The organism is Bacteroidota bacterium, from assembly GCA_021300195.1.
Taxonomy (GTDB): domain Bacteria; phylum Bacteroidota; class Bacteroidia; order J057; family JAJTIE01; genus JAJTIE01.
Map to the genome: position 1 here is coordinate 1 of JAJTIE010000049.1, position 20,182 is coordinate 20,182.

The 20,182-nt window shown below is 55.8% G+C and carries 23 protein-coding genes; 17 read left to right on the forward strand and 6 right to left on the reverse strand.

What is annotated here, in order from left to right; translation table 11 throughout:
• Positions 1-91 precede the first annotated feature (91 nt).
• The 10 genes from LW884_10270 to LW884_10315 all read left to right on the forward strand — a co-directional run bounded on the left by LW884_10270 (position 92) and on the right by LW884_10315 (position 7,681).
• Positions 92-805, forward strand: a complete 714-nt coding sequence (locus LW884_10270; protein MCE3008713.1) for a LamG domain-containing protein — start codon at positions 92-94, stop codon at positions 803-805.
• 4 nt (positions 806-809) lie between these two features.
• Positions 810-1,526, forward strand: coding sequence for a LamG domain-containing protein (locus tag LW884_10275; protein ID MCE3008714.1), 717 nt, complete (start codon positions 810-812; stop codon positions 1,524-1,526).
• Positions 1,527-1,531: 5 nt separating this feature from the next.
• Positions 1,532-2,269 (forward strand): LamG domain-containing protein, encoded by a 738-nt coding sequence (locus LW884_10280; GenBank protein MCE3008715.1) that lies wholly within the window; start codon positions 1,532-1,534, stop codon positions 2,267-2,269.
• 106 nt (positions 2,270-2,375) lie between these two features.
• Positions 2,376-3,095 carry a LamG domain-containing protein gene (locus LW884_10285; protein ID MCE3008716.1) on the forward strand — a complete coding sequence of 240 codons (720 nt, stop codon included), beginning with the start codon at positions 2,376-2,378 and terminating at the stop codon, positions 3,093-3,095.
• Between the two features lie 24 nt (positions 3,096-3,119).
• Complete coding sequence (locus LW884_10290; GenBank protein MCE3008717.1) at positions 3,120-3,851, forward strand: LamG domain-containing protein; 732 nt, start codon at positions 3,120-3,122, stop codon at positions 3,849-3,851.
• A 37-nt stretch (positions 3,852-3,888) separates the two neighbouring features.
• Positions 3,889-4,611: a LamG domain-containing protein gene (locus tag LW884_10295; GenBank protein ID MCE3008718.1), complete on the forward strand. Its 723-nt coding sequence runs from the start codon at positions 3,889-3,891 to the stop codon at positions 4,609-4,611.
• A gap of 17 nt (positions 4,612-4,628) precedes the next feature.
• Positions 4,629-5,384 (forward strand): LamG domain-containing protein, encoded by a 756-nt coding sequence (locus LW884_10300; GenBank protein ID MCE3008719.1) that lies wholly within the window; start codon positions 4,629-4,631, stop codon positions 5,382-5,384.
• A 17-nt stretch (positions 5,385-5,401) separates the two neighbouring features.
• Positions 5,402-6,157, forward strand: a complete 756-nt coding sequence (locus tag LW884_10305; GenBank protein MCE3008720.1) for a LamG domain-containing protein — start codon at positions 5,402-5,404, stop codon at positions 6,155-6,157.
• A 50-nt stretch (positions 6,158-6,207) separates the two neighbouring features.
• Complete coding sequence (locus tag LW884_10310; protein MCE3008721.1) at positions 6,208-6,897, forward strand: LamG domain-containing protein; 690 nt, start codon at positions 6,208-6,210, stop codon at positions 6,895-6,897.
• Positions 6,898-6,928: 31 nt separating this feature from the next.
• A complete protein-coding gene (locus tag LW884_10315) occupies positions 6,929-7,681 on the forward strand; it encodes a LamG domain-containing protein (protein MCE3008722.1) in 753 nt (250 codons plus the stop codon).
• A 42-nt stretch (positions 7,682-7,723) separates the two neighbouring features.
• Here LW884_10315 and LW884_10320 read toward each other — a convergent pair whose 3' ends face one another.
• The 3 genes from LW884_10320 to LW884_10330 form a co-directional block, all read right to left on the reverse strand.
• Entirely contained in the window at positions 7,724-8,599 is an 876-nt protein-coding gene (locus LW884_10320) for an RNA polymerase sigma factor (GenBank protein MCE3008723.1), read from the reverse strand.
• Positions 8,583-8,900, reverse strand: coding sequence for a hypothetical protein (locus LW884_10325; GenBank protein MCE3008724.1), 318 nt, complete (start codon positions 8,898-8,900; stop codon positions 8,583-8,585). Before LW884_10325 ends, LW884_10320 begins: the two co-directional genes overlap by 17 nt.
• An 83-nt stretch (positions 8,901-8,983) precedes the next feature.
• Entirely contained in the window at positions 8,984-10,228 is a 1,245-nt protein-coding gene (locus LW884_10330) for a CHASE2 domain-containing protein (protein ID MCE3008725.1), read from the reverse strand.
• 89 nt (positions 10,229-10,317) lie between these two features.
• Here LW884_10330 and LW884_10335 point away from each other — a divergent pair, with 89 nt between their 5' ends.
• Positions 10,318-10,620 carry a DUF721 domain-containing protein gene (locus tag LW884_10335; protein MCE3008726.1) on the forward strand — a complete coding sequence of 101 codons (303 nt, stop codon included), beginning with the start codon at positions 10,318-10,320 and terminating at the stop codon, positions 10,618-10,620.
• A gap of 22 nt (positions 10,621-10,642) precedes the next feature.
• Here the strand turns inward: LW884_10335 and LW884_10340 are convergent, their stop codons facing one another.
• Together LW884_10340 and LW884_10345 are read right to left on the reverse strand one after the other, a co-directional pair.
• Positions 10,643-11,434 carry an amidohydrolase gene (locus tag LW884_10340; GenBank protein ID MCE3008727.1) on the reverse strand — a complete coding sequence of 264 codons (792 nt, stop codon included), beginning with the start codon at positions 11,432-11,434 and terminating at the stop codon, positions 10,643-10,645.
• Positions 11,435-11,532: 98 nt separating this feature from the next.
• Entirely contained in the window at positions 11,533-12,714 is a 1,182-nt protein-coding gene (locus LW884_10345) for a methionine aminotransferase (GenBank protein ID MCE3008728.1), read from the reverse strand.
• A gap of 92 nt (positions 12,715-12,806) precedes the next feature.
• On the opposite strand from LW884_10345, the gene LW884_10350 reads away from it, so the two are divergent.
• From LW884_10350 to LW884_10360, 3 genes are all read left to right on the forward strand, one after another.
• Entirely contained in the window at positions 12,807-13,628 is an 822-nt protein-coding gene (locus LW884_10350; GenBank protein ID MCE3008729.1) for a sel1 repeat family protein, read from the forward strand.
• 44 nt (positions 13,629-13,672) lie between these two features.
• Positions 13,673-13,966, forward strand: a complete 294-nt coding sequence (locus tag LW884_10355; GenBank protein ID MCE3008730.1) for a hypothetical protein — start codon at positions 13,673-13,675, stop codon at positions 13,964-13,966.
• Positions 13,967-14,113: 147 nt separating this feature from the next.
• Entirely contained in the window at positions 14,114-16,309 is a 2,196-nt protein-coding gene (locus LW884_10360) for a S46 family peptidase (GenBank protein ID MCE3008731.1), read from the forward strand.
• A 185-nt stretch (positions 16,310-16,494) separates the two neighbouring features.
• Here the strand turns inward: LW884_10360 and LW884_10365 are convergent, their stop codons facing one another.
• Positions 16,495-17,226 carry an SDR family oxidoreductase gene (locus LW884_10365; protein ID MCE3008732.1) on the reverse strand — a complete coding sequence of 244 codons (732 nt, stop codon included), beginning with the start codon at positions 17,224-17,226 and terminating at the stop codon, positions 16,495-16,497.
• Between the two features lie 129 nt (positions 17,227-17,355).
• On the opposite strand from LW884_10365, the gene LW884_10370 reads away from it, so the two are divergent.
• The 3 genes from LW884_10370 (at position 17,356) to LW884_10380 (ending at position 20,156) form a co-directional block, all read left to right on the forward strand.
• Positions 17,356-18,411, forward strand: a complete 1,056-nt coding sequence (locus LW884_10370) for an aldo/keto reductase (GenBank protein ID MCE3008733.1) — start codon at positions 17,356-17,358, stop codon at positions 18,409-18,411.
• Between the two features lie 100 nt (positions 18,412-18,511).
• Positions 18,512-18,895: a hypothetical protein gene (locus tag LW884_10375; protein ID MCE3008734.1), complete on the forward strand. Its 384-nt coding sequence runs from the start codon at positions 18,512-18,514 to the stop codon at positions 18,893-18,895.
• Positions 18,896-18,902: 7 nt separating this feature from the next.
• The gene (locus LW884_10380) at positions 18,903-20,156 is read left to right on the forward strand and encodes a cytochrome c oxidase subunit II (protein ID MCE3008735.1); all 1,254 of its coding nucleotides are present in this window, start codon (positions 18,903-18,905) and stop codon (positions 20,154-20,156) included.
• The last annotated feature ends 26 nt before the right edge of the window (positions 20,157-20,182 follow it).

The window sequence follows — 20,182 nt, forward strand, 5'->3', positions numbered from 1 at the left end:
ACCTGCCCGGGTGGCCTGGATGTGTGCGACGCGAGCGGAAATGGCAACCATGGCGTGAAACAATAATGATGGAACCAATCTTTAAAAAAGTATGATACCAATTCTGATTGTAATTTCAGCTTGCCTCGCCGGTTCCTGTTATGGACAAGGTTCTTCGGGTGCACTGGCGTTTTCCGGGAGTTCCTACTTATCTATTGGAAATTCGGTTAGCGTTAGGCCCAGCACTGCACTTACGCTGGAAGCATGGGTGTATGTAACCAATCACCTAGGCACTGACAGGCGCATGCTGATAAGTAAAGATGATGACTGGAATCCCGCCACCTCGGGCTACCATATGTGGATAGAAGGGGGAAGTGGTACACCTGTCTTTGGCGTGGGGAACAATGTGGTCAATGGAACTTATGTTGCTGGTGCAGACCCTTTTCCCCTGAATGGGTGGCATCATCTGGCAGGTACTTTTGTAGCGGGTACCTTGCAGCTTTATCTGGATGGAGTGCTTATTGCAAGCAGTAATTCTGCGCCGGCCACCATCGGCTATAGCACAGATGAGCTAAGAATTGGCAGGTTAAGCGCCGCGTTTTCCACTTACAATTATTTCTTTGATGGTAGAGTAGATGAGATTCGCATCTGGAACCGCGCCCTAACGGAGGCCGAAATTCGCCATAAGATGACCGAGCGGCTGACGGGCACAGAGCCAGGCCTAGCAGCCTACTGGCGTATGGACGAGGGCACAGACAACACCTGCCCTGGCGGCCAGGACGTATGCGATGCGAGTGGAAATGGCAATCACGGAACTAAATTTTAAGAAAATGAAGAAACGGTTGTTTAGTACTTTTGTTGTGAGTATTTGCCTTGCTAGCTTGGCGGTTGCCCAGGGAGCAGGTAGCTCACTGGCGTTTGATGGCGGCAGCAGTCATGTACAAATAGGCAGCGGCTCGAGCCTCAATCTAGAGGGTAGTGCCATCACCATTGAAGCCTGGATTTTTGTATCAGGCTATCCCGTGGTGTATCCCACTATCATTGCCAAGGGTAATTCCTTAAATAGTTATGAGTTTGATGTTCACAACAGCGGCGCGCTAACATGGTCACTTGGCCTCTCATCCGGTCAGAAAACGTTGACGAGTCTTGCCGGCACAGTTGCCAGTAATACCTGGGTGCATGTAGCTGGAACTTATGATGGGTCACGAATGCGTTCTTATATAAATGGGATTGAGGTGGCTAGTGTGAATGCCAGTGGAGCGATAGTGGGCAATGCACTGCCACCCCGTATTGGGATACGTACCAATTGTTGCTCCCCCACTTCCTCTATTGGGTCGCCATTTCAGGGAGAAATCGATGAAGTGCGCATCTGGAACCGAGCACTTACACAGGACGAAATCCGCCACAGGATGACCGAGCACCTGGCAGGTACCGAGCCCGGCCTGGTAGCCTACTACCGTATGGATGAGGGCACAGACAATACCTGCCCCGGCGGCCAGGATGTATGTGATGCCAGCGGGAATAATAATCATGGAATTAGATACTAAAGAATATGAAAATCTTATCAACTTTCTCCCTGGTACTGCTCTTTTCTGTTTCTGGCTTTGCTGAGGCCCAGCCGGGCCGCGCAATAGACATAGATGGCATAGGCTATGTACAGGTCCCCAATTTCAGCAGCCTGGATGGTGCCAACGACATTACCCTGGAAGCTTGGGTATACCTGAAGAGCGACGCAGCCGAATGGGACCGCATCCTTGATGCTGACTCAGGTGTAAGTGGGGCGAATCAGCAGCCCCGGTTTATGATGGGTTTTGGCATGAACAACCGTATTCGCTTCCGCATTAATGATTATGGCCAGTATCAATACCTATTTGGTATGGAGAGCATTTCCGCAGTACCTACCAGCCAATGGGCGCACATTGCATGTGTACGTTCATCGGGCAACATGCGCATCTATATCAATGGTGTTCAAGATGCGAATGTCGGATACTTTACTAATCCGATTCAGACATTTGCCAATAACCCGGATCTCAGCATTGGGTCAATAACAGGATATTTGGGATGCGGTGGGCCATGTTCCTACCTGCCAGGTATGGTAGACGAAGTGCGCATCTGGAGCCGCGCGCTGAGTGAGGCGGAAATTCGCCATAAGATGACCGAGCGGCTGGCGGGTGCTGTGCCCGGCCTGGTGGCTTACTACCGCATGGATGAGGGCACAGACAACACCTGCCCGGGCGGCCAGGACGTATGCGATGCGAGTGGAAATGGCAATCATGGGGTTAAGTTTTAGCAACCAGCAACCAGCAACCAGCAACCAGCAACCAGCAACCAGCAACCAGCAACCAGCAACCAGCAACCAGCAACCTCCTAGTAGTTAACTAAAAGGAAATAATCCCATGAAGCGTCTGATTTTATTTACTATTTGTTATTCGCTGTTCGCTAGTTACGGGCAGGGGAGTGTAAGTGCCTTAAGTTTTTCCGGCGACGGATACATTAGCCTCCCTAGTACAATTGCCTTTGACAATCGCGATTTTACCGTATCTATGTGGGCAAAGATTGACCCCGTGCAGCCCATTTATTTCACGAACCTGTGGGGAAGTGGATACACTCAAATAGGCTCGGGGTATACACGCGACATTGAGTTTTATCTGGAAACGAGTGGAACCCCGGCAAGGACAACCCCAGGAATTCATGTGCGAGATGGCAGTTCTGCCTTGGGTGTTGCTACCAGCTTTCAGGTAAACGATGGTGCCTGGCATCATCTGGTTTTTATGCGAACAGGTTCCGTTTTTTCTATACACATCGATGGTATTTTGGCCGGTGCTAGTTCGGGTGCATTGGGCGATTTAGATGATACGGGTGCCCCAGTACGGCTCGGCAGCCTTTTCTTTTCTATGCAGGACCGGCGAATGAGAGGTGTGCTCGACGAAGTAAGCATCTGGAACCGCGCGCTTACAGAGGATGAGATTCGCCACAAAATGACCGAGCGGCTGGCTGGCACCGAGCCTGGCCTGGTAGCTTACTACCGCCTGGATGAGGGTGCAGACAATACCTGCCCGGGTGGCCAGGATGTGTGTGATGCCAGCGGGAATAATAATCATGGGGTGAAGTTTTAGTAAGAAAAAGTTTATTAAGAACGCATGAAAAAGATTCTGCTATTTATTGCCTGCTGCCTCTTTGCTATCGCCTATGGCCAGGGCAGCGTTCGGGCCCTGGGCTTTACGGGCGATCGAGTGCCGATGCCGGGTGGGGGTATACCCACTGAGGCTAATCCGCCAGCAGGTGTTAGCATCAGTCATTCGTTTCTTAATAACAGGGCCGAATACACCTGGGAGGCCTGGGTCTTTAATCAATCTAACGAGGAGAGTTGGGTATACGGGGAAGGGAATCCGCAGCTCACTTTTGCCGTTGGACTCGGCCCGGGTGTGTTCTATGTTGCTGCCCACAATGAGGGGGTTTCTCCCCCATGGCAGCTTGTTAGTATCCCCACCGGAGCGGCTGTACCCACCAATGAATGGGCCCATTTTGCGGTTACGCGAAGAAACAATGGAACCACTACCTTGTACATAAATGGCGTACAGGTTGCTACTGGGGCGCTACATGTGCAGAGCCACTCGGCTACGAGCCAGGCCGCAATTGGTATAAACCCTGGCTTCACCTCTCAGATTGATCTGCCCTTTAGGGGGATAGTGGACGAAGTCCGCATCTGGAACCGCGCCCTAACGGAGGACGAGATCCGCCACAAAATGACCGAGCGACTGACGGGTAGCGAACCCGGCTTTGCTGCTTATTACCGCATGGATCAGGATGCTTGCCCAGGGGCAGATGTGTGTGATGCAAGCGGACAAAACAATCATGGCGTGCGGTTCTAGGGAGTGGAAGATTTTTTTACCGTATGAATACTTAAAAATGAAGAACATGAGAGGGATATTACTAATCGCATTTTTCAGCCTATTTGCTATGGCCCATGGCCAGGGGGCAGGTAGTGCGTTAGATTTTAATGGGGTAGCCGGAGGCATTCGTGTGGGCAATAGCGCGACCCTTAACTTTGGTCTTGGTGATTTTTCCCTAGAGCTATGGGTAAGGGTACCGTCCACCCTTACCCTGGAGGAACTAGTTGTGGTTGGGAAGCGCCCTGTCTGCGGAAATTCAAACTTTTGGAATATCCGAACAAGCCCCACTGATGGTATATACCTGGAGGTTTCGAATAGTGCTCTAGGTGAGGATGACCGTTGTGGTGCGGGTCTCATTTATGATGGCGAATGGCATCATGTTGCCTTCGTCCGCCGTGGCCGGGAGATTCGTAGTTACCGCGACGGAAGCCTTTTCGCTACAACCACTCTACGTTTCGATTACAATGTAGATAACTCGGTTGACATGTTTATCGGCGATGGTGTCTGTGCCGGGATTGGCCGTAATGGGCGAATGCAAGGCAATGTAGATGAGCTCCGCATTTGGAGCCGTGCCCTAACAGAAGAGCAGATCCGCCACAAAATGACCGAACGCCTGCGGAACGCTGAGCCCGGCCTGGTGGCCTACTACCGCCTAGATGAGGGTGCAGACAATACCTGCCCAGGCGGCCAGGATGTATGCGATGCCAGCGGGAATGCGAATCACGGGGTAAAATTCTAGCTTAACCTAATAGGATAATGAAAAAGAGGTTCATTTATTTCGTTTCGATCCTCTGCCTGCTCACGGTAGGCCAGCGGTCGGTATGGGCACAGGGCAGTGTTCGTGCACTTAGCTTTGATGGAAATGACTGGATACGCCTGCCCCTGCTGAGTAGCCTGAACGGCCAGCAGCAGGTAACCTTCAGCTGCTGGGTGCGCTATGGCGACCCTAACGTAAATCAAACACTTTTCGCACATTGGGGAAATAGCGTAAACCCTGTTGGCACCAATGTGGGTTTCTATATCACGCTATTGAATCACAGACTGACGGCCAACACAAGTGCTGGCTGGTGGATGCAAACAGCAGCTGAGCCACTAGTGCCGGGCAATTGGTATCATGTGGCGGTGGTATTTGACGGCACGCTGGCCACCGATGCGGAACGCATGCGGATGTATGTGAACGGAGAACAACAGCTTGTAGACTTCACGAATCAACCGGTTCCAGTGCCTACAGCCATTGGAGATCGTGCAGTGATTACCCAGATCGGTGCCCGTAGGGATAACGGTAACGTACTGATAGACCACGTACGCGGTGGCGTTTTGGATGAAATGGCACTATGGTACCGGGCTCTTAGTCCTACCGAAATTCGCCACAAGATGACCGAGCGGCTGGCGGGTAACGAGCCCGGCCTGGTGGCCTACTACCGGATGGACGAGGGCGCTGACGGAACCTGCCCAGGCGGCCAGGATGTGTGCGATGCCAGCGGGAATGCGAATCACGGGGTAAAATTCTAGCTTAACCTAATGGGATAATGAAAAAGAGGTTCATTTATTTCGTTTCGATCCTCTGCCTGCTCACGGTAGGCCAGCGGTCGGTATTGGCACAGGGCAGTGTTCGTGCACTTAGCTTTGATGGGAATGACTGGATACGCCTGCCCCTGCTGAGTAGCCTGAACGGCCAGCAGCAGGTAACCTTCAGCTGCTGGGTGCGCTATGGCGACCCTAGCGTCAATCAGACGCTGTTCACCCACTGGGTGAACAGCGTGCAGCCCGTTGGGGCCAATACGGGTTTTTATGTCACACTATTTAACAATAGACTGGTGGCCAACACGAATGCTGGGCTGGGTATGCAAACAGCAGCTGAGCCATTAGTGCCGGGCAATTGGTATCATGTGGCGGTGGTGTTTGACGGCACGCTGGCCACCGATGCGGAACGCATGCGTATGTATGTGAACGGAGAGCAGCAGCTTGTAGACTTCACCTTTCAAACGGTTCCGGTTCCCACAGCCATTGGAAACCGTGCCGTGATTACCCAGATCGGAGCCCGACGCGGTAACAGTAATGACCTGATAGACTACGTACGCGGTGGAGTTCTGGATGAGATGGCCCTTTGGTATAGGGCCCTTAGCCCCACCGAGATACGCCATAAGATGTGCGAGCGGCTGACGGGTACAGAGCCAGGCCTAGCAGCCTACTGGCGTATGGACGAGGGTGCTGATGGAACCTGCGCCGGCGGCCAGGATGTGTGTGATGCCAGCGGAAACAACAATCATGGAGTTAAATTTTGAGAAATATGAAAACTAAAGGTGCGCGATTATTCATGTATATAATTACGGGTATGGTAGTTGCACCATATCTCGTAATCGCCCAGGGGCCTGGAGGGGCGCTGAATTTTGAAGGTACATCACGGGTGGCAGTTGCCTATAACCTGGCAGGTCATTCCCATTACACGATAAGCGCTTGGACAAAGGCGAGTATCGTGCCGAGTGGTACGAGTCATTATGACCAACGGCATGTGTTGAACCTACAAGGTACAGCCATGATTTATGGAGATATAAATGGGCAGTGGCGCATGGGATTTATGGGAAGTGACGAAATCTGGCATGGTGCCTATATAGGATCCATAGAGCCGGGCGTATGGGAGCATCTATCGCTTGTGTTTGATCGTACCGCAGGTTTCGCATTTATGTATCGGAATGGCAATCTTATCTCGAGCCTCCAACTACCTGCTGGTATTTTGCCAGTTGTTCCACCATGGCAGTCTGCTACGCTTGCCAATCATTCCGGCATAGGTGCCGGCGAAGACTTAAATACCAAACTATTTAGGGGCGACATTGATGAGGTACGTATCTGGAGCCGCGCCCTTACCCAGGACGAAATTCGCCACAAGATGTGCGAGAAACTGACGGGCACCGAGCCTGGCCTGGTGGCCTATTACCGCATGGACGAGGGCGCAGACAACACCTGCCCCGGCGGCCAGGATGTATGCGATGCCAGTGGGAATGGGAATCATGGGATTAAGTTTTGAGCTTTTTTTCTAGACATAAAGTTTTTGCTGTATGAAGAATTTATTGTACCTGCTTTCTCTTGCTTTGTTTGCTACAGCCAGCGGGCAGGGTAGTGGGCGGGCTTTGTCCTTCCAAAATGAGGTTCATTATGTAGAGGTAGCTCCGGCAAATAGTCTAGGGGCAATGCAGGAAGGCACTGTTACAGCCTGGGTAAAGCCGAGTTCATCTGAGAACTACGGCGTGCTGATCTCTACCCGCCAGGTGGGGAGTGTTAATAACCGACAGTTTCCTATTCATGCTGTGTATGATGCAGCTACCGGTGGTATTCGGTTTGGTGTAGTGATGGTAAGCCGGACGGGCGATCTTGTTTATGTAGGAAATACCACGGTCAGTTTCACCCCGGATCAGTGGTATCACTTGGCCTATGTATCGCAGGAGGGATCCGGTACTTTTTCCCTTTATGTAAATGGGGAAATACAAGGTATGCAGACAGTTGCCGGCGGCCCTTCAGACTTTTTCTTTTCTGACGCAATGCAGGACGGAGATTTCATTCAGTTGGCTGCCAAAAGCGATTATGCAGGGATTCACCGGGGTCATTTGAGCGGTGTCCTCGATGAGATATCTATCTGGGATTACCCCCTTTCTGCTACAGATATCCGCCACAAGATGTGCGAGCAGCTGGCCGGCACGGAACCGGGCCTGGTAGCCTACTGGCGTTTCGATGAGGGGGTGGACAATAGCTGTACTTCCGGGGCCGACCTGTGCGACCAAAGCGGCCACGGGCTAGATGGCACACTGTTCTAGCCTTTTGTCCATCTTTCTTGGCCGCCCCCCTTGCCTGTTTGGCTAGTTCAGGTTGAATACTAGCTGTATGTGTGGATGGGCCAGCAGGCTGGCCAGTAGCTGCTCCCGCGCTCGTTGGTCATAGGCTCCTGCTTGAAACAGGCCCCTATAGGGTCCTTCCATGGCCTCTTCCAGCTGTTTCTGGCGAGCTTCCAGGCTTTGCAGTATGCTCTGTTGGTGCGGCAGGTTAAACTTCATCTGCCCGGGGTCTACCCATCCCGCCTGTATAAAGCCCTTGGTTTTGCGCTGGCAGCGGCAGGGGTTATCGGGGTTCACCAGGCCGCACTTCTGGTTCATAAACGCCCGTAGGTCGCGGCGCGCCCGGCTTAGTATCTGCCGGTAGTTGTCTTCACTCAGCTCGGTTAGCTCGGCCCCCTCTCGGGTGCTGAGTTCAAAAATTTCGCCCAGTACATACACCAGCCTCTGGCGCCTATCCAGGCACAGCAGCATGCCGGCCAGGCAGCCCAGCTTGGCCTCTTGTATCAGCTCCTGTTGGCTAAGCTGCTCTTCGGTGCTCAGGTCTTCATTTGGCACCGCATCCAGCTCGGCCCCGAAGGCCTCAAAGCTGCCAATGGCCTGCTCCATGGGTCGCCGCTTCATCTCCAGGAAGTGATTCATGGCGATGCGGTACAGCCAGGTGCGAAAGCTGCTGCGTCCCTGAAACTGATCCAGGCGGGTCAAGGCCTTGATCAGTACCTCCTGGGTCAGGTCCTCGGCATCCGCCGGGCTGAGTACCAGCCGCCAGGCCACGTTGTAGATAAACGGGCGGTGGCGGGCCAGTAGCAGTTCTAGCGCTGTGCGAGACCCCTCCCTGGCGGCAACCAGCAGTGCCTCATCGCTTGCTTTGGGGTCAGGCTGTGGCTTATCGGGTTGCTGCATCCTTAAAGTGTTTGAAATAGATAATTTCTTCGATCATGCTCAAAAAAGTAGCCACTTTCGGGCTGGGATTCTGCATCACCTGCTCTGCCGCAGCCTGGGCCTGCTCCAGGCTCTGCCACTGCACGTAGTCTACCAATACCTGGGTGTCGTCTGTGCTCACCTCTACCCGGCGGTTGATGAACCCTGGGAATTTCGCCAATTCCTCGTCTACTGTATGGAGAATAAAGGTGCGATCGGCATCGGCTTTTATCCTGTACACTACCAGTTCGGTTACTTGTTGCGCTACTGCTATCGTACTCATGTTAATGAAAATCAGGGTGATTAAAAATGCTTTTACACCCTTTGGACGCAGCAATATGGGGGCTGTGACAATGGCTGGTGCGATCAGTTTTTGTTTCGATACCTGCGGGAGAGTTTGGCCATTCGCTCCAAGCGACGCATGCGCCGGCTGCCTATGCGCACTACTAGCTCCAGGCTCGATAAATAGAGCGCGAATAGCAGGACATTCAGGTGGATATTGAACAGAAAATAGGAGAGTACAGAGGCGAGGCCCAGGAAGAAGAAATATCCAAAGAAGTCGCCCATCAGCTTTCCGGCCTCTCCCATTTCCATCGCATCCCGCCGCCTGGCTTTTGGCCTTAGCTGGTGCAGGGTAAATACATCCAGCGACATAAAGAAATAGGTAATGAACAGAAAGAGCAGAAACCAGCTATTGATTACCATATCGCCTTCTTCCAGTGCCAGCAGGGCATTCACCAGGATGAGGGGGCCAGGCATATTGCCTAGCATGGTTTCGTGTATGTCTCGGTCTTCAAAGTCGCCTACCACTACAATCTTTCCCCCCAGGGCCTTGCGCAGCTCTTCGGGGCTGTACCACTGCAGGTCCTGTATGTTGTAGTATTCATAGCCACCTTTTCGGGTGGTACTCAGGTGGTAGGGCCGTATGCGAAAATCCAGGATAAAGGTATTCAGAATGGGCTGCCCGTTTCGCCAGCTCAGCAGCCAGTTGCCCGATATCTTGGTGCCCGGGTGCAGGGCTTCGTACAGCTGTACGGGCACTGTTTTCAGGCTATCGTATAGCAGGGTAAACTTGTAGAAACTCCCAAAGTCGTCGGTATAATCCGCCAGCCCGATGGGGATATCAAACACAGGCCGGATGGGTTTGCCGGTGTTGGGGTCTCGGTGATAACTGGCCACCATGCGCGGGGTGTGGGTAATGGTGGCCCGCAGCAGGCTATCCTGCTCCGTGGCCAGGTCGAAGTTGATGTCTACTAGCAGGTAGCGGTGTGCATCGGCGGTATTTACCTGCCGGAAAAACTGCCCCAGCACCTGGCGGTCGGTAATGGGCTGGTTGCCTATGGGCAGTCCCTCTGCATCTGTTTTGGGGATCAGGCTCTTGGCCCAGCTCACGTTTACGAACACAAAACGCCCCTGGGGGGGGTGGTCATCCAGGCCCAGCACCAGCCGCCTAAGGATGGTGGTGTACTTGGTCAGCAGGGCCTCGTCGGCATAGCTGATGGGCTGGTTCAGCCAGATGTAGCTGAGCACCAGTAGCCAGATGCTGTGCAGTGTGCAGATAGCCAACAATATCCACCGGCTGCGAAAGGCCGAGATAACATGCATTTTCATCCCCATCAAGATGCATATTTTTTTCGAGCGTACCCCACTGCACCCGCGCGGGGCCGTATCTTTATTCCCATTACAGGTCCGCCCCGCTCATGTCTGGCGAAAAGAAATACCGCAATGCGTTTAGCCTGGCAGAGGCACTGCAGCAGTGGCTGGCCGATAGCGGGCTGGCACGCGAGCATGCCGTGCACCGCATACACCGGGAGTGGACGCAGATAGTGGGGCCAGCCCTGGCCCGGCAGACGAGGCAGCTGCGCTATGAGCAGGGGGTGCTTACGGTGGAGGTAGAGTCTGCCGCATGGCGGCACGAGCTGACGCTGGCCCGCGAGCGGCTGCGCGATACGATCAATACCTACCTGGACATACCCCTGGTGCAGGAGATAAAGGTTCGCTGACCCGAAAGCCCCTGCTACGCTGCTAGTGCAGGCTGAAGGTGTCTTGATCCATCCAGGCAGGGAAGCGGTCTCGATACTGGCTGAGCGAGGTGAGGCTTAGGGTACAGGTGGCTACCCCTACCTGGTGGGGGCTTAGGCCGCACAGCACCTCGCCCTGGTAGTCGTACAACGCGCTGTGGCCGGCATATACATGGTCCAGGCCATCTTTCCCCACCCGGTTTACGCCTGCCACATAGGCCTGATTTTCGATAGCGCGGGCGGCCAGTAATTTCTGCCAGTGGGCGCTGCGCCGCTCGGGCCAGTTGGCCACATACAGGGCCAGGTCATAGGCCAGCTCTGTATGGTCTATGTGGTTTCGGCTCCATACCGGGAAGCGCAGGTCATAGCACACCAGGGGCAGGATGCGCCAGCCCCGCCAGTGCAGGATGGGGCGTTGGTCCCCAGCCTCATACACCTCCTGCTCGCCCGCCATGCGGAAGAGGTGCCGCTTGTCGTAGGCGGTGTAGCTGCCATCGGGCTGTACGCCCAGCATGCGGTTGTAGTAGCGGCCCCCCTCGGTGGCTATGAAGGAGCCGCACACCAGCGCATCCTTCCGGGCGGCCAGGTGGCGCATCCAGGCCAGGGTGGGCCCATCTGTGGGCTCGGCTAGCCGCGCAGCCTGCATGCTGAAGCCGGTGGTAAACATCTCGGGCAGCAGGATCAGGTCGCTGCCGGTGGTGGTGGCCAGCAGCTCGTCCAGCATACTGCGGTTTTGTTCGGGCTGCTCCCAGGCCAGGTCTGCCTGCACCAGGGTTATATGGAAAGACTCGGACATGGCTACAAGATACAGCCGGATTCGCTACCGGCCTCACTCCGGGCGGCTGGGTTCGGCAGCTTGCACAGGGGCCTACTCTGCCCGCACCACAGGTTTGGCTATACCGCACACAGGCGTTCTGCGGCGGCATCCAGCACGGCATCTTCCTTGGCAAAGCAGAGGCGAATCACCTTCTGATCTTCCTGGTCTCGGTAAAACACTGAGATGGGAATGGCAGCCACACCATGCTGGCTAATCAGCTGTCGGCAGAATTCTACGTCCGATAGCGCCGACAGCCCCTCCAGCTCCCGGAAGCTGTAGAGATGAAAATAGCTGCCCTGGCTCGGTATGGGCTTCAGCCTGCTGCCCTTCATCAGCCGGTTGAAGCGGTCCCGCTTCTGGCCAAACAGGGTTTTCAGGTCTTGTGCCAGTGTGGGCTGGCTAGCCAGGTAGGCAGCAGTACCCACCTGCATGGGGGTGCTTACGGCAAATACAATCTGCTGATGAAAGCGCCGCAGCTCCTGTGTAAGGGCAGCCGGTGCCATGCAGTATCCAATCTTCCAGCCGGTGGTATGCAGGGTTTTGCCCAGGCTGCCAATCACAAAGCTGCGAGCAGCCAGGTCGTCATACTGCGCCATGCTTAGGTGTGGCTGTCCGTTGAAGACGATGTGCTCATACACCTCATCGCTTATAATCAGCATATCGCTATCTCGGGTGATGGAGCGCAGTGCCTCTATGTCTGCCGCATCCAGCAGCTGGCCACTGGGGTTGTGCGGATTGTTCAGGATGATGGCGCGGGTTTTGCTGGTTATCAGCCGCTTCACCTTGTTCCAGTCTATGCGGTAGTCTGGATAACTGAGTGGGATGTGCACTGGCTGGCCGCCATTGGCCCGTATGGCCGGCACGTAGCTCTCGTATGCGGGGTCGAATACGATGACCTCATCCTCGGGCCACACTACGGCCGATATAACGGCATACAGGGCCTCTGTGGCCCCGCTGGTGATGGTAATTTCGGTTTCGGGCTCGTAGCGGCGGCCATTTTTGCGCTCGCACAGGCGGCTCAATTCTTCGCGCAGGGCCGGCACGCCTGCCATGGGGGCATACTGGTTGTGGCCATCCAGCATGGCCTGGTGCACGGCCTGTACCAGCCTGGCATCTGGCTGAAAACCCGGAAACCCCTGCCCCAGGTTGATAGCCTGGTGCTGCTGGGCCAGCCGGGTCATCTCATAAAAGATACTGGAACCCACATCCGGCAGCTTGCTGGATAGTTTCAGTACAGGCAGTTCTGTAGAAGAGGACATGACGAAGCGGGAAGAATAGTAGACCAATGTGCACGCTTATTCGTTGGATTGCAAGTATTTTTTTTGACACAGAATTTATCTAAAATGCGCCTATGAAGCCATGGATCTTGAGGGGTGTACTGTGCCTGGCTGCCTGTATGGCTGTGCCCGCTGCTCGTGCACAGAGCACGGGGCAGCTGCGCGTGCAGGCAGACTCTGGCGACGTGCGGGCAGCCATTTGGCTGGGCGAGCGCTATGGGATGGGTACCTGGGACACCCGGCCCCAGCTGGACAGTGCCCAGCACTATCTGCAGCTGGCCAGCCAGCGGGGCAGTGCCGATGCGGCCTACCTGCTCGGCATTACCTACCTGCACGGGCTGGGGGTGCAGCGTAATGAAAAGACGGCTGCCGAATGGATGCAGGCAGCTGCCGACCGCGGAAACACCCAGGCACTACTGGCCATGATGCGCGTATACGCCCACGAGAGCAGCATGTTTGAGGCTAGCCACCTACAGCTGGGCCGCGATGATGCCAAGGCACTGGCCTATGCCCTGCGTGCAGCACGGGCCCGTGCGCCCGAGGCCCTGCACTACTGCGGCATAGCCTACCACGCGGGGCGGGGCACAGCCCGCAATGACAGCCTGGCACTGGCATACATGCAGCAGGCAGCGGTGCAGCTGGGCTACCCACCGGCACAGCAGGAACTGGCCTGGTGGTACTACCGCGGGCTGACGGAGGCGGGTACGGACCTGGAGCTGGCCCAGCACTACTACCAGCTGCTGGCAGACAACCCCACTAGCGACCTGAACCAGACAAGTGCAGGCCGCGTGGGCGCACACAGCTGTGCGCAGTGGCTGCGCATAACCGCAAACCTGCACTGGAGCCTATTGCTGCCCGACCCCCTGATGGCCCCCCAGCTGTATGTGCGGCCCTAGGGATGGGTTATTTCAGTTAGGGCACATTTCCGATCTTTGTAACTATGAAAATCAAGTGGAAAGGTGCCGCAGAGCGCTACCTGATTGTGGTTTGGTTTGCTCGCTTCGAGCGATTTGGCAGCACGGGCTTTCAGGCGGTGGCCTTTCTTACCCTCTTTGTCAGCATGCTTACCGCAGCCCCATTTGTGTACTATGTACAGCAGGGCCGCTATACCCTGCTGGATAACGCGCTCACCTGGGTGCTCTTTCTGCTGGGCTACTTCCTGGCCATCTTTGTTGTGCAGAACCTGATCTGGCTGCTGATTCGGGCAGTTCTGTACCTGCTGGAGGAACTTTAGCCCTGGCTCTGGCCCCTGGCTAGTGGGTGCTTTGCTTGCCGTTCATCCCTGTCAGCTACCGTTTCGGTATTTCATGGGCGCATTTGTGTCGCTTCTTTCTATATTCGCCCCTTTAGTAGTGTAGTTATCCATCCATTCTTAAACCTTATGAAAAAACTGAAAGCAACCTGGGTAGCCCTGGTGCTAAACCTGTGCATTGGGCTGCGTGTGCTGGCCGGGCCACCCACACCGCCGCCAGATGAGGGGATGTGGCTGCCCCTATTGATTAGCCAGAACATAGAGGAAATGCGTGCCCTGGGCTTTAAGCTGACAGCCGAAGACATCTACAGCGTGAACAAAAGCTCGCTGAAGGACGCCATCCCACAGTTTGCCGGGGGCTGTACCTCCGAGCTGATAAGCCCCGATGGCCTGATCCTGACCAACCACCACTGTGGCTACGATGCCATTGCGGCCCGCAGCACCACCGATCACAACTACCTGCGCGATGGTTTTTGGGCTATGACGCGTGCCGAGGAAATCCCGAATCCGGACCTGGAGGTGAAATTCCTGGTGCGTATGGAGGATGTAACCAGCCGCTTGCTGGCCCAGGTGGCCGCCGGGGCTACCGAGGATGAGCGCGAGCGCCTGGTGCAAGAGGCCATTACAGCACTGGAAGAGGCTGCCATAGAGGGCACACACTACACGGCCGAGGTGAAAGACTTTTTTAACGGCAGCGAGTACTACCTGTTTGTGTACGAAGTGTTTACCGATGTACGCCTGGTGGGCACCCCCCCCGAGAGCGTGGGAAAATTTGGCGGCGACACCGACAACTGGATGTGGCCCCGCCATACAGGCGACTTCAGCATGTTTCGCATCTATGCAGGCCCGGACAACAAGCCCGCCGCCTACAGCACCAGCAATGTGCCCTACAAGCCCCGCCACTTCCTGAAAATAAATGTGGGCGGCGTGAAGAAAGGCGACCCTGCCATGGTAATGGGCTGGCCCGGTAATACCGACCGCTACCTTACGGGCCACGAAATGGAAGTGCAGGCGGAGAAAATAAACCCCCTGTACATCAAGCTGTTTGGCAAAAAGCTGGAGGTGATAAAAACCTACATGGATGCCGATCCCGCAGTCAAAATACAGTACGCCAGCGAATATGCTCGCACAGCAAATGCCTGGAAGTATTTTATTGGTCAAACAGAAGGCCTGGCCAAACTGGATGTAATCGAAGAGAAAAAGCAGCAGGAAAAAGCCTTCAACGCCTGGGTAGCCCAGAGTAACAAGAGCGAGTACGAGGGTGTTATCCGCACCATCAATGACAACGTGGATGCATCGGTAGAAGGCCTACAGGTGTTCCTGCACATGAATGTATCCCTCTTCGCGCCCAAGCTGGTCCTTACTACCTTCCAGAAAGGCTTTGGCCTATACAGCGTAATGGACCCCGGCACCGGCAAGAACAAGCGAAAAGTGGATGCCGCAGAGGTGCGCGCCACCGCAGATGCCCTGGCCACCCAGCTGGACGAAATCTACGGGCACTACCACATGCCTGTAGACCGCGAAACGATGGCCACTATGTTTGCCCTGTATGCCAAGGACATAGCGGCAGACAAGCATCCCGAGATTTTCAAACTGGTGCAGAAGAAGTTCAAGGGCGACTATGCCGCCTACGCCGCTTTTGTTTATGCCAACAGCGTTTTTGCCACAAAAGAGAAACTGGCCGCCTTCTTAAAGGCCCCTAAGTGGAGCGTGCTACAAAACGACCCCGCCATACAGCTTGCACAGGGTCTGGTGTCGGCTGTAAGGGCCGAGTACGGCGCTTACCAGCAGCACCAGCATGCTAATGACGTGCCCTACCGGCAGTATGTAGCCGGCCTGCGCGAAATGCAGCCCGACAAGAAGTTCTACCCCAACGCAAACTCCACCATGCGCGTTACCTACGGCACCGTGCAGGACTATAGCCCCGCCGATGCGGTGCACTATGATTACTACACCACCGCCAGGGGAATCCTGCAAAAAGAAGACCCCAAGGACGAGGAGTTTGTGGTGCCCGACAAGCTGGTACAGCTGCTGAAAAACAAAGACTACGGCCGCTGGGTAGCCGAGGATGGCCAGCTGCATGTGTGTGTGCTGACCAACAATGACATAACGGGCGGAAACAGCGGAAGCCCCCTGCTGGACGGCCATGGCCACCTGATCGGCCTTGCCTTCGACGGAAACTGGGAAGCCATGACCGGAGACCTGGTGTACGACACCGCACTGAAGCGTACCATCAATGTAGACATACGCTACGTACTCTTCCTCATCGACAAGCTAGCCGGTGCCAGCCACCTGATAGACGAAATGGAGCTGGTGAAGGACTAGCCGTTGTTGCAACATACACTCTTTCTGGGGGGCACGAAGCGCCATCCTGCGTGGCCTACCCCCCCCCATTACACAAAAAAGCCTGTACTACTCGGTACAGGCTTTTTTTGTTACCGCCCGTTTCGTAACCGCCCCCCACCGTTGCGGAAAATCGGCTACGCCTTTGTGTCAACTGTAGGTTAATGCTACACCATGGGGTTGGTGGCAAAGACGGTGGCCTCGGTAATAAAGGCCCGATCGTCCAGCTGCAGCATGCCCAGTATGGTGTGGGCTATCTCCTCGGCCCGCAGCTTGGTATCCTGCTCGGCCTGGGTGTAGGTACGTGCCCGGGTGCCGCCGGGTGTCTGTACCGATCGGGCAAAGTCTGTCATCACCTCACTGGGGTTCACCAGCATCACCCGGATGTTGTGCTGGCGCAGCTCTTGCCGCCAGCATTCTGTCATGCCCCGCAAGGCAAACTTGGTAGCCACATAGGGCGAGGCATTTGGGCTACCCTTGGTGCTCGCCGTGCTGGCTATGTTCAGGATATGCCCCTTCTTTTGTGCGATAAAGTGCCGCGCCGCCTCGCGGGCGCACAGGGTGGCACCCAGCACGTTGGTGCGCCACACCTGCTCAAAGGCTGCCGCTTCTACCTCCACCAGGGGTGCTGCATAGCCATAGTCCGCGTTGTTAATCAGCACATCCAGCCCCTCCAGCTGTTTAGTGGCCTCGGCCACCAGGTTCACTACCTGCGCCTCCTGGCTTACATCTGCCGCTACCCAGGTGCAGCCCAGGGCTTCGGCAGCCTCTTTCAGCCGGGCTTCATTTCGCCCGGATATACACACACGCGCACCGTGGGCCATCAGCAGCCGGGCAGTAGCCAGGCCTATGCCGGCACTCCCCCCGGTAACGAGAATCCTTGCGTTCTTTAGCTCCATGGCAAGTCAAAGGATTTTAGGCCCGGTATGGTTCACTCGGTATACAAAAACCCCCAGGCTGCCTGTGCCTGCGCCCTACACCGGGTGGGAATGCGTAGCTTTGTGCCGTCTCATATACACCTGCTAGCAATGAAATACACTACCCTGGGAACGAGTGGCCTACGTGTGAGCGAGCTGTGCCTGGGCACCATGACCTTTGGCACCGAATGGGGCTGGGGTGCCGATGCGGAGGAGTGTGCTCGCATTTTTGAGGCCTATGTGGCGGCTGGCGGAAACTTTATCGATACCGCCAACTACTATACTGCCGGTAGCAGCGAGCGCATACTGGCCCCGCTGATAAAGGCGCGGCGCGAGGAACTGGTGGTGGCCACCAAGTTTAGCCTGAACATGGACCGCCGGGGCCTGAACACCGGCGGAAACCACCGCAAGAACATCCGACAGGCAGCTGAGGCCAGCCTGAAGCGCCTGGACACGGACTACATAGACCTGTACTGGCTGCATGCCTGGGACTTTACCACCGGCCTGGAGGAAGCGCTGCGCACCCTGGATGACCTGGTGAGCAGCGGCAAGGTGCTGTACGTTGGCTTCAGCGACACACCGGCCTGGATAGTGGCGCGGGCCCAGCTGCTAGCCCAGCTACGTGGCTGGGAACCCCTGTGTGCCATACAGGCAGAGTACAGCCTGATACAGCGTAGCACCGAGCGCGAGCTGCTGCCCATGGCACAGGCCCTAGGCCTGGCAGTGCTGGCCTGGAGCCCCCTGGGCAGTGGCCTGCTGACAGGTAAATACGCAGACCCCCAGGCCTTTTCGGGTACCAACAGGCTGAAGGAGGACAGTAAGCGGGTAAGCGCCCGAAACCTGGCCATAGCCGAAACCCTGGGCCGCCTGGCCCGCGAACTGGGCTTTACCTCGGCCCAGCTGGCCCTGGCCTGGGTAAACAGCCGTGGCCGGCAGGTGTTTCCCATTATTGGCGCACGTACCAGTGCCCAGCTGCTGGCCAACCTGCACTGCCTGAGTGTGCAGCTGCCGGAGGCTGCACTGAACGAGCTGGATGCCTGCTCGGCCATCGAGCTGGGATTTCCGCACGACTTTATCCACTCAGACAATGTGCGTACCATCCTGCTGGGCGACCAAAAAGAAGCCTTCTTCCCGGGCCAGGCTAAGCCTGGGCCAGGCGGTGCATAAATCGCAGTACGGTGTTGGGTAACTGTTGCGCTTGTCGTATTATTGCGGTACTTTTGGTGGGTTTGGGTGTGTTACTCCCAGCCTTTTTCCCAGAATAACGATGCGCAAGAGAAGCCTTCTGTTTGCATGCCTGTGTGGTGCCCTGCTGCTTATTCCGCAGGGTTCTGCTTCTGCGTCGTCTGCCGCTGCCTGGCCCGCTGGGCTGGCCGCTCGTATTTTTTCTTCCGCCCACTTGGATGTAGATGCCTTGGGGGATGCCGTTCAGGCTTCTGCTGCGGACACCTATCATTCGCTGGGCCTTTTTCTGTGGCTGGCAGCCGCACCCGCCCCGTCCGGTTCGGCAGCCTCGATGCCACCCGCCCATATTCAAGACGGCGTATTCAGCCTGGGTATCCTGCTTTCACTTGTCATTCTGTTCCTCATTATTGGGGTTCTCATTTTATTATTTGGTATCTACAAGGGTAATATTCGCCTGAAATCCTGATTTGGCTATGAAGCAAGTATCCTCTCTCCGGAAAGCTGTGAGCTGCCGTCCCTGCCTGGCGGGCATGCTGCTGTTGTTTATCCTGGCTTTGGCAAGCAGTGCCTATGGTGCCATAGGCGAGGAGGCCGCTCGGCGTGCTGCCGATGCAGGCCCGATTGTGGACCCCAATTCCAAGCGCGAGCTGCTTTTTGGTCTGTTCGACCTGGTAAAGGTTCTTGGCCTGGTGCTGCTGCTCCTCGTGGTCTTCCTGTCTTCGCGCATTGCCCGCCTGGTAGACTTCGATCCCTTTAAGAACTGGGATGCCAACCGCATCAATGGAGGCTTATTTGCCCTCTTTGGCTTGGCACTGGGCTTTTTCGTTTGGTACCAGGTGGTGGAGTATGGCCCCTATACACTAGGCGAAACCACCACCGTACACGGCCAGGGGGTGGATACGCTTTTCAACATTACCCTGTCTGCCACGGGGGTGGCTTTTGTGCTGGTTCAGTTCTTTATCTTCCTGTACGCCGCCCGCTATGTGCGAAAGGCGGGCCGCAAAGCCCTCTACTACCCCGACAACCACAAGCTGGAGCTGATCTGGACACTCGTTCCTGCCTTTGGCCTGGCCCTGGTGGTGCTCTATGGCGTGAGTGTGTGGAACAAAATACATTACCCGGACCTGGCTGGCAAGGAGCCCATCCACATAGAGATGGTAGCCGAGCAGTTTAAGTGGACCGTGCGCTATGCCGGCACCGACAACAAACTGGGCCACGCAGACTATAAGCTGATAGAGGGAGCCAATGTGCTGGGCCTGGATAGCACCGATACACAAAACGACGACGACCAGCTGGTGTATACCAAGGAGCTGCACGTGCCCGTAAACCAGCCCATTACCCTGCATGCCCGCAGCAAGGATGTGCTGCATGGCATGTACATCCCCCACTTTGCCGTGAATGTGTATGCGGTGCCGGGCATGCCCACCCAGTTTACCTTCACCCCGACCAAGACGACCGACCAGATGCGCCAGGATACCCGTAATCCTGAGTTTAACTACGAGCTGGCCTGTGGACAGCTGTGTGGCAGCGGCCACTGGAATATGCGCGTGGTAGTGGTGGTAGAGGAAGAGCAAGCCTATAAGGCCTGGCTGGCCGCACAGCCCAAGTGGAAGCAACCCCAGGTGGCAAAGGCCGCAGAAGCCGCCACCGATAGCACTGCTGCCGCACAGCCCGCCAAGCCAGCAGGCGCGGCAGGCCCCACAGCCATGAATAACCGGGCTAACTAAGCGATACTTTGTCAACAGGATTTGAG

Excerpts from the sequence above, each read along its gene's own strand:
- LW884_10270 (MCE3008713.1), top strand. The coding sequence starts at position 92 with ATGATACCAATTCTGATTGTAATTTCAGCTTGCCTCGCCGGTTCCTGT.
- LW884_10275 (MCE3008714.1), top strand. The coding sequence starts at position 810 with ATGAAGAAACGGTTGTTTAGTACTTTTGTTGTGAGTATTTGCCTTGCT.
- LW884_10280 (MCE3008715.1), top strand. The coding sequence starts at position 1,532 with ATGAAAATCTTATCAACTTTCTCCCTGGTACTGCTCTTTTCTGTTTCT.
- LW884_10285 (MCE3008716.1), top strand. The coding sequence starts at position 2,376 with ATGAAGCGTCTGATTTTATTTACTATTTGTTATTCGCTGTTCGCTAGT.
- LW884_10290 (MCE3008717.1), top strand. The coding sequence starts at position 3,120 with ATGAAAAAGATTCTGCTATTTATTGCCTGCTGCCTCTTTGCTATCGCC.
- LW884_10295 (MCE3008718.1), top strand. The coding sequence starts at position 3,889 with ATGAAGAACATGAGAGGGATATTACTAATCGCATTTTTCAGCCTATTT.
- LW884_10300 (MCE3008719.1), top strand. The coding sequence starts at position 4,629 with ATGAAAAAGAGGTTCATTTATTTCGTTTCGATCCTCTGCCTGCTCACG.
- LW884_10305 (MCE3008720.1), top strand. The coding sequence starts at position 5,402 with ATGAAAAAGAGGTTCATTTATTTCGTTTCGATCCTCTGCCTGCTCACG.
- LW884_10310 (MCE3008721.1), top strand. The coding sequence starts at position 6,208 with ATGGTAGTTGCACCATATCTCGTAATCGCCCAGGGGCCTGGAGGGGCG.
- LW884_10315 (MCE3008722.1), top strand. The coding sequence starts at position 6,929 with ATGAAGAATTTATTGTACCTGCTTTCTCTTGCTTTGTTTGCTACAGCC.
- LW884_10320 (MCE3008723.1), bottom strand. The coding sequence starts at position 8,599 with ATGCAGCAACCCGATAAGCCACAGCCTGACCCCAAAGCAAGCGATGAG.
- LW884_10325 (MCE3008724.1), bottom strand. The coding sequence starts at position 8,900 with ATGAGTACGATAGCAGTAGCGCAACAAGTAACCGAACTGGTAGTGTAC.
- LW884_10330 (MCE3008725.1), bottom strand. The coding sequence starts at position 10,228 with ATGAAAATGCATGTTATCTCGGCCTTTCGCAGCCGGTGGATATTGTTG.
- LW884_10335 (MCE3008726.1), top strand. The coding sequence starts at position 10,318 with ATGTCTGGCGAAAAGAAATACCGCAATGCGTTTAGCCTGGCAGAGGCA.
- LW884_10340 (MCE3008727.1), bottom strand. The coding sequence starts at position 11,434 with ATGTCCGAGTCTTTCCATATAACCCTGGTGCAGGCAGACCTGGCCTGG.
- LW884_10345 (MCE3008728.1), bottom strand. The coding sequence starts at position 12,714 with ATGTCCTCTTCTACAGAACTGCCTGTACTGAAACTATCCAGCAAGCTG.
- LW884_10350 (MCE3008729.1), top strand. The coding sequence starts at position 12,807 with ATGAAGCCATGGATCTTGAGGGGTGTACTGTGCCTGGCTGCCTGTATG.
- LW884_10355 (MCE3008730.1), top strand. The coding sequence starts at position 13,673 with ATGAAAATCAAGTGGAAAGGTGCCGCAGAGCGCTACCTGATTGTGGTT.
- LW884_10360 (MCE3008731.1), top strand. The coding sequence starts at position 14,114 with ATGAAAAAACTGAAAGCAACCTGGGTAGCCCTGGTGCTAAACCTGTGC.
- LW884_10365 (MCE3008732.1), bottom strand. The coding sequence starts at position 17,226 with ATGGAGCTAAAGAACGCAAGGATTCTCGTTACCGGGGGGAGTGCCGGC.
- LW884_10370 (MCE3008733.1), top strand. The coding sequence starts at position 17,356 with ATGAAATACACTACCCTGGGAACGAGTGGCCTACGTGTGAGCGAGCTG.
- LW884_10375 (MCE3008734.1), top strand. The coding sequence starts at position 18,512 with ATGCGCAAGAGAAGCCTTCTGTTTGCATGCCTGTGTGGTGCCCTGCTG.
- LW884_10380 (MCE3008735.1), top strand. The coding sequence starts at position 18,903 with ATGAAGCAAGTATCCTCTCTCCGGAAAGCTGTGAGCTGCCGTCCCTGC.